Genomic DNA, 12,985 nt, shown 5'->3' on the forward strand with positions numbered 1-12,985 from the left:
TTATAGGTGAGATTTTATCGAGAAAGGTTATATTAGCGGGATTTTTTAAAACAAAATAATTTTAATTTAAGTATATATTATGTCTGAAGGAGAAAAGTTAATTCCTATTAACATTGAAGATGAAATGAAAACTGCTTATATCGATTATTCGATGTCGGTAATTGTATCCAGAGCACTTCCAGATGTTAGAGATGGCTTGAAACCAGTACATCGAAGAGTACTTTATGGAATGCATGATTTGGGAGTTAACTCAAAATCTGCCCACAAAAAGTCCGCAAGAATTGTCGGAGAAGTTCTAGGAAAATATCACCCTCACGGAGATACCTCTGTTTATGATGCCATGGTTCGTATGGCACAAGAATGGAGTTTACGTTATTTATTAATTGATGGTCAAGGTAACTTTGGTTCTGTAGATGGCGATAGTCCTGCAGCAATGCGTTATACAGAGGCAAGAATGCGTAAGATTTCGGAAGAGATTTTGGCGGATATAGATAAAGAAACCGTTGATTTTAAATTGAATTTTGATGATACTCTAGAGGAACCAACAGTTATGCCAACTCGTGTTCCTACCTTATTAATAAATGGAGCAACAGGAATTGCAGTGGGTATGGCAACTAATATGCCACCACACAATTTAACCGAAGTAATCAACGGTACGTTGGCTTACATGGATAATAATGATATTGAGATTGATGAGTTGATGCATCATATTAAAGCACCAGATTTTCCAACTGGTGGTATAATATATGGTTATGAAGGAGTTCGAGAAGCTTTTAAAACTGGTAGAGGTAGGGTAGTAATGCGTGCCAAAGTTGGTTTTGAAGAAGTGGATGGTCGTGAATGTATCATTGTTACCGAAATCCCTTATCAAGTGAATAAGGCAGATATGATTAAACGTACTGCCGACTTAGTGAATGAAAAGAAAATTGATGGTATCGCAAATATCCGTGATGAATCGGATAGAAACGGGATGCGTATCGTTTATATATTAAAACGTGATGCCACGCCAAACGTGGTTTTGAATACGCTTTATAAGTTTACACAATTGCAATCTTCTTTCTCTGTAAACAATATTGCCATTGTAAAAGGTCGTCCGCAAATGTTGAATCTGAAAGATCTGATTCATTATTTTGTGGAGCACCGTCATGATGTGGTAACTCGTAGAACGCAATTTGAATTAAAGAAAGCGGAAGCAAGAGCTCATATTTTAGAAGGTTTGATTATTGCTTCTGATAATATTGACGAAGTAATTGCTTTAATCAAAGCTTCAAAAAGTACTGAAGAAGCTAGGGAAAAATTAATCGAAAGATTCAATTTGTCAGATATTCAATCTCGTGCCATTGTAGAAATGCGTTTGCGTCAATTAACAGGTCTGGAACAAGACAAGTTGAGAGCTGAATATGAAGAGATTATGAAGTTAATTGAGCATTTAAAAGCTTTATTGGCCGATGTTAATTTAAGGATAGCTTTGATAAAAGAAGAATTGACAGAAATTCGCGATAAATATGGGGATGCACGTCGTTCTCAAATCGAATATTCTGGAGGGGATGTAAGTATCGAAGATTTGATTGCAGATGAAAATGTGGTAATTACTATTTCTCATGCAGGATACATTAAACGTACTAACCTAACAGAATACAAAACACAAAATAGAGGAGGAGTTGGACAAAAAAGTGCTGGTACTAGAGATCAAGATTTCTTGGAACACATGTTTGTGGCAACCAATCACCAATACATGATGTTCTTTACTCAAAAAGGGAAATGTTTCTGGATGCGTGTTTATGAGATACCAGAAGGAAGTAAAACAGCCAAAGGTAGAGCGATTCAAAATCTTGTGAATATTGAAAGTGATGATAAAGTGAAAGCTTTTATCTGTACCCAAGATTTAAAAGATAAAGACTATATCAATAGTCATAATTTAATTATGGTGACCAAAAAAGGTCAGGTTAAGAAAACTTCTTTAGAGAAATATTCTAAACCTAGAGTAAATGGTGTTGCTGCAATTACAATTAAGGAAGGCGATGAATTATTGGAAGCTAAATTGACAAATGGTGAAAGCCAAATCATTTTAGCGGTTAAATCGGGTAAATTAGTTCGTTTTGAAGAAACAAAAACTCGTCCGATGGGAAGAACTGCTTCTGGAGTTCGTGGAATTACCCTTAAAGATGATACCGATGAAGTAATTGGAATGGTAACTGTGAATGATATGAGCAGTGAAATTCTTGTGGTTGCTGAAAATGGTTATGGTAAGCGTTCAAGTCTTGATGAGTATAGAATTACAAATCGTGGAGGTAAAGGAGTAAAAACACTTAATATTACCGAGAAAACTGGAAAACTAATTTCTATAAACGCAGTTACAGATGCAGATGATTTGATGATTATTAACAAATCAGGTTTGACTATCAGAATGGCTGTCGAAGATTTAAGAGTAATGGGAAGAGCTACTCAAGGGGTTAAATTAATAAACATCAAAGGAAAAGATTCTATTGCCGCTGTGACAAAAGTGATGAAAGATGACGAAAAAGAAGTGATACTTGACGAAGATGGAAATGAAATTGAGGTTGAAATCGAAAGAGTGAAACCTGTTTTAGAGGTTCTTGAAGATGATGGTGTAACTGAAGAAGATGAGGATGAAGAGGATGAAGTTGAAGAAGATGACTCAGACGAAGATGGTTCTGATGATGAGGCATAATTAAATAGTAATAGAATAATAAATATAAAATAGATTAATATGAAAAGTAGGTATGTAATAATAGCGTCAGCATTATTTTTATCAGTAGCAGGATTTGCTCAAAAAAATGAAATAAAATTAGCTGAAAAAGCAATAAAGGGAGGAAAGTCGGATGAAGCTATTACTATTTTAGCTGGAGTAGAACATATGATAGTCAATGCTCCTGATGCTGAAAAAGCTCAATTTTTATTTGTAAAAGGAAATGCATATTTAGATTTAGCAAATAAAAATGTAGATACAGATAAGAATTTAAGTCTTGCTGCTAAAGCGTATCAAGAATTAATGGAGGCTGAAAAAGTATCTGAAAACAACAAGTATTCTACTCAGGCAACAGCTTCTATTATTGAAATAAAAGGCAAATTAATCAACGCTGCAATTGCTGACACAAAAATAAATAAAAATGCAGAAGGTGCAAAAAAGTTGTATGAGGCTTATTTGTTGGAGAAAAAGGATACTATTAATCTGTATTATGCGGCCTCTACCTATGTAAGCGCTAAGGATTATGATAGTGCACTTAAATTATATGAAGAGTTGAAGACTTTGAATTATTCAGGAAAAGCTAATTATTATTATGCTGTGAATAAAGTAAATAATCAGGAGGACTTTTTTAATACTGCAGCAGATAGAGATCGATTGGTGAAAATGGGAACTCATGAGAAACCAAGAAATGAAGCTGTACCATCAAAAAGAGGAGAGATATATAAAAATATTGCTTTAATCTATGTTCAGCAAGGAAAAGCTGCTGAAGCTAAAAAAGCGGTTTCTGATGCAAGAAAAGCAAATCCAGATGATACTTCATTGATCTTGACAGAAGCGAATTTGTATCTTGAGGCAAAAGATATGGATACCTATAAGAAATTAATTGCTGAGGCATTAGAGAAAAATCCAAATGATGTAGATTTAATTTTTAATTTGGGTGTTGTAAGTGCCGGAGCAAAGAATTATGTCGAAGCTGAGAAGTTTTATAATAAAGTTATAGAATTAGATCCTAAATATATCAACGCCTATATTAATATGGCTGCTATGAAATTGGAAGATGAAAAAGCAATCATTGATGGGATGAATAAATTAGGTACTTCGGCAGATGATATGAAGCGTTATAATGCCTTGAAAAAGAAGAGAGAAGACTTGTTTAGAAGTACTATTCCTTATCTTGAAAAAGCTGTAGCACTAGAGCCAGGAAACGTAGATGTTTCTAGAACATTATTGAATGTTTATAGTGCGTTAGAGATGACGGCTGAATATAAAGCTTTGAAAGCTAAAATGTAGTTCTTGCAATTTCAATAAAAGAAAATCCCATTCAGTACGAATGGGATTTTTTTTTAAGATTACTTATTTGGTTTTGAGTGTTAAAAAAAGAAGTCTTTTCCTAATTATAAATAGTGGGTTACATTTCGGTTAATTTTTCTTTAATTTTCAGTTGTATAATCAAATTTTAATTCTATTTTTAGGCCAAATATATTTAATTAATAAAATATTAGTTGATAAAAAAACGATGTAATTTAAATATTGTTAAATTTATGTTTATAGTTAAAGATATTGCTTTTTTTAGGATTTAATTTTTTTAAACCAACAAACTACCAATTTATGAAAGAAAACTACTTTATTGTTACATCGAGTCTCGTGTCTGCGAGAGCTGCTTATTTTCAAAATAAATTGAATAAAAGCGGATAAAATGGAGGTAAATAATGCTTAAAATACTATGGCTATAATTAATATAAAATAATTATTTTATATAGTTTGCCTTTACTGAATAGTAGTATTTAGTTTGAAATACAATAGAAAAAGCATTAATTTATTGCATTGAGTCCAAAAGTGAACCCCAAAACCTTATTTAATAATAAAACCTAACCAAATGAAAAGAAAATTTGTAATGCTGTCAATAGTATTATTGATAAATGCAGGAATATATGCTCAAAAAGACCAAATCAAAAGTGCTCAAATAGAGTTTGAAAGTGGTAGATACCAAGATGCATTGGGTATTTTGAAGTCTTCAGAATATCTTATATTTAATTCTACAGATGAAGATAAATCTGAGTTTTATTTTTTGAAAGGAAACGTTTTGAAAGCTCTGGCGGGAAAAAACATTGATATGGTAAATAATTTATCATCAGCTTCCGCTGCATATCAAGAATTGATCAAAGCAGAAAATGAATCTGGTAAATTTAAATATACATTGCCTGCAAATGTAGCGCTTAGAGAGATGAAGTTTAAATTAGTAAATGAAGCAGCCGCAGATTTTCAAGCAGGTAAGTTTAATGAAAGTTCAGAGAAAAGTTATAATGTGTATTTGTTTGATAAAAAAGATACTTTGCATTTGTATAATGCAGCTTCAACTTCAATGGAAGTGAAAAATTATGATAATGCAATGAAATATTATGAAGAGTTAATTAAAATTAATTATTCAGGAAAAGGGACTGTTTTTTATGCCGTTAATATAAAAACAAAAACAGAAGAATCTTTTGTTTCAGCTAGTGTAAGAGAGGTAAGTATTAAAACTGGAGCTTATGAAAAACCTAGAAATGAAGTGTCCTCTTCTAAAAAATTGGAGATAAATAAAAATTTAGCATTTATTTACTTAGAAAAGAATGATGCGGAAAAAACTGAAATGCGTTATAATAAAGTTTTAGAGTTAGATCCTAATTGTATAGATGCATATATTAATATTGCTTATGTAAAGTTGGGTTCGAAAAAAGCTTTAGTGGATCAGATGAATAATCTGGGTAATACTCCAAAAGAAATGGAGCTTTATGATCAGTTAAAGATTAAGAAAGATAATATAGTACGTAGTGTGATTCCATATCTTAAAAAAGCCATGCTAATAGAGCCTAAAAATCAAGATGTAGCTAAATCACTTATGGGTGTTTACAGATCATTAGAAATGACAGCGGAATATGATGAATTGAAAACGAGGATTTAATTTTGTTATTTCTATTTTAAAAAAAAAGGGGTGAAATTAAATTTCACCCCCTTTTTTTTAAATTATTTTTTTTATTACTCGAAGTTTGTGGGTGTGCTTATTTAAGTCGGCATTATAGATACCTAAATGGTCTAGACGGTCAATCCTCACTTTGCCGCTTGCATGAATGATATAGTTGTTTTCCATGATTATGCCAACATGTATAATGTTACCCTCTTCATTGTCAAAAAAAGCTAAATCACCGGGTTCGCTTTCTTCTATAAAACTTAAAGCTTCTCCTTGCATTGCCTGTTGGGAGGCGTCTCGCAATAATTTATAACCATTGAGTTTGTAAACCATCTGGGTAAAGCCGGAACAATCAATACCAAAGGGTGTTTTTCCTCCCCAAAGATAAGGGGCGTTTAAATACATAAAAGCAGAGTTTAATAAAAAATTTTTTGGCTTAATACCACTTGTTTTTGTGCCTTCAAAATCAAAATTGCAAGTATTTATTTCACTGTAATTCAAAAAGGATAATGATGAACCGAGTGGAATGGGGATTAGTAAATTTGAGGGGGCTGTGATGTATTCTATCAAATCGGCATTAAGGATTATCGCGTCTTTTGAAAGTTGCTTAAAATTTGATTCTGTAATTTCTTGAAACTGTTTAGTGTCAATCCAGCCTTCGTAATCGTCATACTGCATTTTAATACGGGACCATTGTTTTAATTGTTCTAAAATTTCAAAATGTTCTCCAAATAAAACTTGAGAAACAATTTCGCTTTTATCACTAGCTTCAGCTCGAAGGGGTATTATGGCTAAATTACAGATTCCAAACATTTAACATTGTTTTAAATTAAAAATAAAAGGTCTTCAATTATTTGGAAGTAATCTTAGACCTTTTATTCATTGTTTTAATTAAATTCTTTCGATAACAATTGCTGATGCTCCACCACCACCGTTGCAAATTGCCGCTGCGCCTACTTTAGCATTGTTTTGTTCTAAAACATTTAATAAAGTAACAATGATTCTTGCTCCTGAGCAACCCAATGGATGTCCTAAAGAAACGGCACCTCCGTTTACATTAACTTTGTCGTTATCTAACCCAAGAATTTTTGAATTAGCTAAACCGACTACAGAAAAAGCTTCGTTGAATTCGAAATAATCAACATTGTCTATTGATATTCCTGCTTTCTCTAAAGCTTTAGGGATTGCTTTCGCAGGACTTGTAGTGAACCATTTTGGTTCTTGGGCTGCATCGGCATATCCTTTTATGTAAGCTAGTGGTTTTAATCCTAAAGAAATTGCTTTTTCTTCACTCATTAATACCATTGCTGCGGCTCCATCATTAATTGTGGATGCATTGGCGGCAGTCACAGTTCCGTCTTTTGTAAAAACAGCATTTAAAGAAGGAATTCTATCCAAACTCACATTGGTATATTCTTCATCCTTTGAAATGATAATAGGATCACCTTTTCTTTGAGGAACAGCTACAGGAACTATTTCGTTATCAAATTTCCCTGCATTCCAAGCTTTTGCAGAACGCTCATAGGATTGAATTGCGAAATTATCTTGGTCCTCTCTGGTAAAGTTGTATTCAGTGGCACATAAGTCAGCACAAACCCCCATGGCGTTATTGTCATAGGCATCTGTAAGTCCGTCTTTTTGTAGACCATCAATCATAGTGCTTGGTCCAAATTTTGTGCCATTTCTTAAGTGCATATAGTGTGGAATTAAACTCATGTTTTCCATACCACCTGCAATTACAATTTCGGCATCGCCACATTGTATGGCTTGAGCGCCAAGCATTACAGATTTCATGCCTGAAGCGCAAACTTTGTTTACGGTTGTACAGGCAACAGAATTTGAAAGTCCAGCATAAATAGCGGCTTGGCGTGCTGGAGCTTGACCTACGCCAGCTTGAACCACATTACCCATAAATACTTCGTCGACTAAATTTGGATCTAAATTTATTTTATCTAAAGCGCCTTTTATAGCGATTGCCCCTAGTCTTGGAGCAGTAACAGTAGATAATCCCCCCATAAAACTGCCGATAGGTGTTCTAACAGCAGAAACGATAACAACTCTTTTGTTCATGTTTAGTATATGTTGATTTGTGTAGCAAATTTAAACTTTATTTAAATGAATTCAAATTTTGATTCGATATTAAGTTTTGGGATATTTGCTTGATTTTTATTTTTTGCTATATATTTGATAGTGAAGTGATTTTGTAAAAATAGAAAAAAACATTAAAAAAAAACCTCAAAATACTTGTGAGAACTCTAAAGATGTCTTAAATTTGCAACCGCAAAACAGGACACGTTTCCTAAGAGTTTTGGAGAGGTGCCAGAGTGGTAATGGAGCAGTTTGCTAAACTGTCATCGAGTGATCGGTGCCAGGGTTCGAGTCCCTGTCTCTCCGCATATTTCTTTTATGTTAAGATTTCTAGCAAGATTCAAATACCGAAAGGTGTTTTTCATAAAATTAATAAGTAAGATTGAATTTCGGGGTGTAGCGTAGCTCGGTTATCGCGCCTGCTTTGGGAGCAGGAGGCCGCAGGTTCGAATCCTGCCACCCCGACAAATTATTCAAGAGCAATGGAGGCATAGCTCAGCTGGATAGAGCATCCCGATTCTTATCGGGACGGTCGAAGTCTAATGAATAAAAGATTATAATGGAGGCATAGCTCAGCTGGATAGAGCACCTGCCTTCTAAGCAGGCGGTCGAAGGTTCGAATCCTTCTGCCTTCACATAAAAACCCACTGATTTTAGTGGGTTTTTTTTTTATGGAAAATACTAAAATAACATACTATACCGATTTTTAATCGAATGGACAATGGTTAATGAATAAAAGATTATAATGGAGGCATAGCTCAGCTGGATAGAGCACCTGCCTTCTAAGCAGGCGGTCGAAGGTTCGAATCCTTCTGCCTTCACTTAAAACGACACTAGAAATAGTATCGTTTTTTTTGTTTTAAATACTTTCCTGATCTTTTTAAATTTTCCCTATTTTTATGAAAATTTATTTGACATGATTTCTACCTTAAAACCTTTATTGATTCTCCTTTTTATTTTGTATGTAGTAAAGTGTAATTCACAAACTGTAGCAAATAGTTCTAAACCGTTAGCAATGATCAATGATACCACTTTTGTGAATCTTAAAGAGTACAGCCAAGATTTTGTGTATGATATGAAATATGCCACAGAGGATAATTTTCTAAAAGCGAAAGTATATGATTGTGCCAAATGCTATTTGCGTTATAAAACGGTTAAAGCATTGATTCTTGTCAATGAAAGATTAATGAAAAAAGGTTTTAAAATAAAACTATTCGATTGTTATAGACCACTGGACATTCAAAAAAAAATGTGGGCTATTGTGTCAAATCCAATATATGTTGCTAACCCGAGCAATGGTTCTATTCATAATAGGGGAGGAGCTGTAGATATTACGCTTGTAGATCTGAATGGTAAAGAATTGGATATGGGAACTGCTTTCGATTATTTTGGAATAGAAGCAAGTCATGATTATCCAAATTTTTCGAAGGAAATTAAAAACAATAGGAAGCTTTTGAAAAAAAATATGGAAAAAGAACATTTTAATTCATTTGATTCAGAATGGTGGCATTACAATTTGAAAACTGGTTCAAAGGATTCGGTTTCTAATTTTAAATGGGACTGTAATTAATGAGTTTTTTACTTTTTTTCTCATTCTTCGAATAATTTAAAAGTCATTTTTCGTTGTTTTCTAATCCTTAAGTGGTTACAAACCCTTTTTATAAACTACTTTTTTTTTGCTCAAATTTAATAAGCGTAACTACTTTAAGGCTTGATTGTTGTAAAATGCGTAAGAAAAAACATGAAAATACATTTATTATATGCATTTCATCGATTATATTGTTGTTTAATTGAATTATATTTTATTTTCGCGCTATAAATCATTTAAAAACAATGGTTTGTAAGCAAGATAAATTTAACCCCCATATTGAATATTAAGAGTAGCTTTTAAAATTGCTTTTAAATTCAGTTTTTTGATTTGGTTGCAAAGTGAAAAGATATGTCTACTATTTGTTTTAAAAACAAATGTAGAAATGTCAAAAGATATTATCTATACAATTAATAGTGTCTCTAATTCATGTATCAAATTGAAAAAGAATATAAATTTGATAGATGAAAACGATATTGCAAAATAGTTTTTTTAAATGTATTGGGCCAGAAAATAAAAGTGGAATTACATTTGTTGAAGTGGTTGTTGTAGGTGTACTAGTTCCTCTAGTAGTGCGTAACGTGAAAAATTATGTGACGTATATAGAAAAGAATAACGAAAATCGAGATAGTTATTCAGCATAAAAAAAACATTTTTAAACGGGAGCCTGTCCGTTTAAAAATATTTTTTTTTAGTTTAAGTTTTGTATTTATTCGATACAACGTAAATTGTCTATAAAATAAGTTTCGGGACGGTATATTTTTCCATCTAGTTCGGCTGTGAATTCTTTTTTGAATACGTAGTCTTCAACGTCTGTTAAATATTTTATTCGCATTAAGGATATAGGAGATGTTTTTAAATCTTGAAAATTGTCTTTCATAAACATGAAAATTCCAGTTTTGACTCTATTATCAAAGCCTTTGTCATCTCTTACCATTGAGCCGCAGCTTTCTTGATCAATATGTATAAGAGTTATGATTTTTCCATTTTGGAGTTGTAAATAAATTTTTGAATCTTTATCAAAACAATTTGCTTTTAAAAAATCTTTGCTTTTTTGAATCAATTGTACATTTAACGTAGGTAAACCATCGGTTAAGGCTAAAGAATAAAATATGTAATTTGAATTTCCGGCAAAAACTTTCTCACTGATTAAATATGCTGGAGTCGATTTATAGGTACCAATGGAGTCGGTGACATTGGCTGAATATTCGCATGGTTTTTGGGCAAATAGAGTAAAGCTTAAAAAGCTAAAAGTTAAGATCAGAGCGTATTTCATATGTAGATAATATTGTTTTTTATTAGGAACAAGGTATCGCCATTCTTTATTTAGATTTATGAATTTGAATCATGGCGATTTCTTTTTTATTTTAGTTTGCTGCAAATTAAGACAATTTTATTATTATTTTCATCTGTTGTGAAAAAACAATACAGATTTCCACCTTCTTTAATTTTCCATTTTTTTCGGATATTTTCAACAGTTTCCGGAAAATTTCTTGTCGTTACATTTGCTTTCTGATTTTCTAAAAACTGCTTCATTTCTATTTTACCGTATGCAATGGAATTTTCAATTTTAAAAATTCTTCCCGGAAAAGAAATTAGATCATCTGAGGTATATAGATGGGAGTGCTTATGGAGTTTGTTTAATTTATGAAATGATCCAACTTCATCAAATCCTCCTGATTTCATTATTGAACTATTGGGTTCGTATAAAAATTTTAGAGGTAAACTATATGTTGGAATTTCTATATATTCGTTTAAAACAAAATCAAAAGTTTCTGTTTTTTCCTTTGATATGGAAATAGTTTTAATTTTAACATTTCCAACATGGCCTTTATGTAATTCCCAAAGCAATTCTTTTACTTCATTGTCAATTGCTACAATATGGATCGTTTTTACATGCTGCAATTCGGATAATCCCGCTGTAATATCAAGTATTGGAGCCGTTTTTATCAATACAGCGTCTGATTTACTAAAGTATAGGTCTAGATGTTCTGGCACATTGGGGAGGCAGTCTTTTAGCATGAACACTTTACCTTTAATATCACTTCTTCTGGAAGGATCAATGTATATCCAATCCCATTTTAAATCTAAAGCGTTTAAAGTCGCTAAACTATCACCAGCGTAGCAAGTGATGTTTTTTGTATTTAATTGTTTAAAATTGTGTTTTACGATATCGGACAATTCGGAATTGATTTCGCAATGCACTACATTTTTCATTTGTTTTGAAAAATAGTAATCATCAATACCAAAGCCTCCTGTTAAATCAATCAAATTTTCGCCAGAAACAATAGAAGCTTTGTATAATGCCGTTTTCTCCGAAGAAGTTTGTTCTACTGAAATTTTGCTGGGATAAATAATATTAGGGGTCGAAAACCAGGTAGGGAGCTTTTCTTTTGCTTTTGTCTTTGCTGCGATTTGATTTAAAATATCAATCCATTCTACTGTAGGAAACGGGTTTTTTTGAAGCGCCAATTTTGATACAGCTTTCCCAATATTTGAATTGATAAACTCCTGTATTTTAGGATTTAGAACGTCTAAATTCAATTTATATGTTTTTAGTTATGAGTTGAATAAGTTCATTGTCGGGAAAAAACTCTTTGCAAATTACTTTTATAATTGTGTATATAGGAACAGCAATTATCATTCCCAAGATTCCAAATGAGAATCCTGCTATCAATATTACCAGAAATATTTCCAATGGGTGGGAACTTACGCTTTTAGAAAATATGATGGGTTGTGAAAGGTTATTGTCAATCACTTGAACAATCCAGAAACCTATTAATACATATATAGTAGTGGGTAAAATTTCAGTTTGAAAATCAGATCCAAGATGGCTTATCATGGTTAAAATAGCTGCTAAAACCGAAGCAATTAAAGGTCCTAGATAAGGGATGATGTTCAAAACGGCACATAAAAAGGCAATTATAAACACATTGGGTATTCCAAAAACAGATAAAACAATAGTGTACAATATAAAAACTATGAATAGTTGAAGTAGCAAACCTATAAAATATCGGGAAAGCAATACGTTTATTTTCTCTATCGAGTTTAAAATTTTCTCTTCATGAGAGTCGGGGATAAGCAGTTTGGCACCATTTACAAACATTGACCTGTCTTTAAGGAAGAAAAAAGTAATAAACAGTACAGCACCCATCCCCATACCGAAATTACTGATTGTTCCAACTACTATATTTAAAAAGTTAGGGATTAGGTTGAAATTTACAACAGATTTAAAGTTTTTTACATCAAAAACGGCTTTGGAGTCTATATGATGGCGCTCTAAAAATGTGTTTATTTGTTTGATAAGCTCTAAACTGTTTTTTTCAATTTCAACTGTATTTAAAAGTGATAAATTTTGACCCTGTGATATAATTAATGGAATAAACATCATTATAAAACCCAAAATGATCAAGATATAAAGTGTTAAAATGGTAATTGTTGCAATAGTGTGTTTGAACTTTAGTCTTTTTTTGAAAAATTCTAAAACAGGGATGCCAATTAAGGTTAGTATTAATGAAACTAAAACATAAATTAGGACGTATTGAATTTGGTACAAAAAATAAAGTAATAATGCCGCTAAAATTAAAGTGCCAATAGCTCTTAAAATTCCATTTGCTAAAATTTTGGATGTAATCATATCGTTATATTAGGT

Annotated in this window: 10 protein-coding genes and 4 tRNA genes; 9 read left to right on the plus strand and 5 right to left on the minus strand. The window is 32.2% G+C overall.

Going from position 1 to position 12,985, the window contains the following annotated elements; all coding sequences use genetic code 11:
* The first annotated feature begins 79 nt into the window (after window positions 1-79).
* The 3 genes from gyrA (at window position 80) to DB891_RS10265 (ending at window position 5,651) form a co-directional block, all read left to right on the plus strand.
* A complete protein-coding gene (gene gyrA / locus DB891_RS10255) occupies window positions 80-2,692 on the plus strand; it encodes a DNA gyrase subunit A (RefSeq protein WP_116763206.1) in 2,613 nt (870 codons plus the stop codon).
* 39 nt (window positions 2,693-2,731) lie between these two features.
* Window positions 2,732-4,000 carry a tetratricopeptide repeat protein gene (locus DB891_RS10260; protein ID WP_116763208.1) on the plus strand — a complete coding sequence of 423 codons (1,269 nt, stop codon included), beginning with the start codon at window positions 2,732-2,734 and terminating at the stop codon, window positions 3,998-4,000.
* A gap of 586 nt (window positions 4,001-4,586) precedes the next feature.
* Window positions 4,587-5,651, plus strand: a complete 1,065-nt coding sequence (locus DB891_RS10265; RefSeq protein WP_189337135.1) for a tetratricopeptide repeat protein — start codon at window positions 4,587-4,589, stop codon at window positions 5,649-5,651.
* A 57-nt stretch (window positions 5,652-5,708) separates the two neighbouring features.
* On the opposite strand, the gene DB891_RS10270 is transcribed toward DB891_RS10265, so the two are convergent.
* Window positions 5,709-6,470, minus strand: a complete 762-nt coding sequence (locus tag DB891_RS10270) for a C40 family peptidase (protein WP_116763210.1) — start codon at window positions 6,468-6,470, stop codon at window positions 5,709-5,711.
* 78 nt (window positions 6,471-6,548) lie between these two features.
* Window positions 6,549-7,727: an acetyl-CoA C-acyltransferase gene (locus DB891_RS10275; protein ID WP_116763212.1), complete on the minus strand. Its 1,179-nt coding sequence runs from the start codon at window positions 7,725-7,727 to the stop codon at window positions 6,549-6,551.
* Between the two features lie 240 nt (window positions 7,728-7,967).
* On the opposite strand from DB891_RS10275, the gene DB891_RS10280 reads away from it, so the two are divergent.
* The 6 genes from DB891_RS10280 (at window position 7,968) to DB891_RS10305 (ending at window position 9,977) form a co-directional block, all read left to right on the plus strand.
* Window positions 7,968-8,051: transfer RNA gene (locus DB891_RS10280), tRNA-Ser, on the plus strand.
* 84 nt (window positions 8,052-8,135) lie between these two features.
* Window positions 8,136-8,210, plus strand: a tRNA-Pro gene (locus tag DB891_RS10285).
* 96 nt (window positions 8,211-8,306) lie between these two features.
* A tRNA-Arg gene (locus tag DB891_RS10290) sits at window positions 8,307-8,380 on the plus strand.
* A 112-nt stretch (window positions 8,381-8,492) separates the two neighbouring features.
* Window positions 8,493-8,566: transfer RNA gene (locus DB891_RS10295), tRNA-Arg, on the plus strand.
* 95 nt (window positions 8,567-8,661) lie between these two features.
* A complete protein-coding gene (locus tag DB891_RS10300; RefSeq protein ID WP_116763214.1) occupies window positions 8,662-9,315 on the plus strand; it encodes a M15 family metallopeptidase in 654 nt (217 codons plus the stop codon).
* A gap of 482 nt (window positions 9,316-9,797) precedes the next feature.
* The gene (locus tag DB891_RS10305; protein ID WP_116763216.1) at window positions 9,798-9,977 is read left to right on the plus strand and encodes a hypothetical protein; all 180 of its coding nucleotides are present in this window, start codon (window positions 9,798-9,800) and stop codon (window positions 9,975-9,977) included.
* A gap of 65 nt (window positions 9,978-10,042) precedes the next feature.
* On the opposite strand, the gene DB891_RS10310 is transcribed toward DB891_RS10305, so the two are convergent.
* The 3 genes from DB891_RS10310 to DB891_RS10320 all read right to left on the minus strand — a co-directional run bounded on the left by DB891_RS10310 (window position 10,043) and on the right by DB891_RS10320 (window position 12,970).
* A complete protein-coding gene (locus DB891_RS10310) occupies window positions 10,043-10,609 on the minus strand; it encodes a hypothetical protein (protein ID WP_116763218.1) in 567 nt (188 codons plus the stop codon).
* Between the two features lie 86 nt (window positions 10,610-10,695).
* Entirely contained in the window at window positions 10,696-11,877 is a 1,182-nt protein-coding gene (locus tag DB891_RS10315; RefSeq protein ID WP_116763220.1) for a class I SAM-dependent methyltransferase, read from the minus strand.
* Between the two features lies 1 nt (window position 11,878).
* On the minus strand, window positions 11,879-12,970 hold the full coding sequence (locus DB891_RS10320; protein ID WP_116763222.1) for an AI-2E family transporter: 1,092 nt from the start codon (window positions 12,968-12,970) through the stop codon (window positions 11,879-11,881).
* Between the last annotated feature and the right edge of the window lie 15 nt (window positions 12,971-12,985).

The sequence above is a fragment of the Flavobacterium laiguense genome, assembly GCF_003097655.1.
Classification (GTDB): domain Bacteria; phylum Bacteroidota; class Bacteroidia; order Flavobacteriales; family Flavobacteriaceae; genus Flavobacterium; species Flavobacterium laiguense.

Coding starts and splice junctions, on each gene's coding strand:
- DB891_RS10275 (WP_116763212.1), bottom strand. CDS start 7,727: ATGAACAAAAGAGTTGTTATCGTTTCTGCTGTTAGAACACCTATCGGC.
- DB891_RS10265 (WP_189337135.1), top strand. CDS start 4,587: ATGAAAAGAAAATTTGTAATGCTGTCAATAGTATTATTGATAAATGCA.
- DB891_RS10300 (WP_116763214.1), top strand. CDS start 8,662: ATGATTTCTACCTTAAAACCTTTATTGATTCTCCTTTTTATTTTGTAT.
- DB891_RS10270 (WP_116763210.1), bottom strand. CDS start 6,470: ATGTTTGGAATCTGTAATTTAGCCATAATACCCCTTCGAGCTGAAGCT.
- DB891_RS10320 (WP_116763222.1), bottom strand. CDS start 12,970: ATGATTACATCCAAAATTTTAGCAAATGGAATTTTAAGAGCTATTGGC.
- DB891_RS10310 (WP_116763218.1), bottom strand. CDS start 10,609: ATGAAATACGCTCTGATCTTAACTTTTAGCTTTTTAAGCTTTACTCTA.
- gyrA (WP_116763206.1), top strand. CDS start 80: ATGTCTGAAGGAGAAAAGTTAATTCCTATTAACATTGAAGATGAAATG.
- DB891_RS10305 (WP_116763216.1), top strand. CDS start 9,798: ATGAAAACGATATTGCAAAATAGTTTTTTTAAATGTATTGGGCCAGAA.
- DB891_RS10260 (WP_116763208.1), top strand. CDS start 2,732: ATGAAAAGTAGGTATGTAATAATAGCGTCAGCATTATTTTTATCAGTA.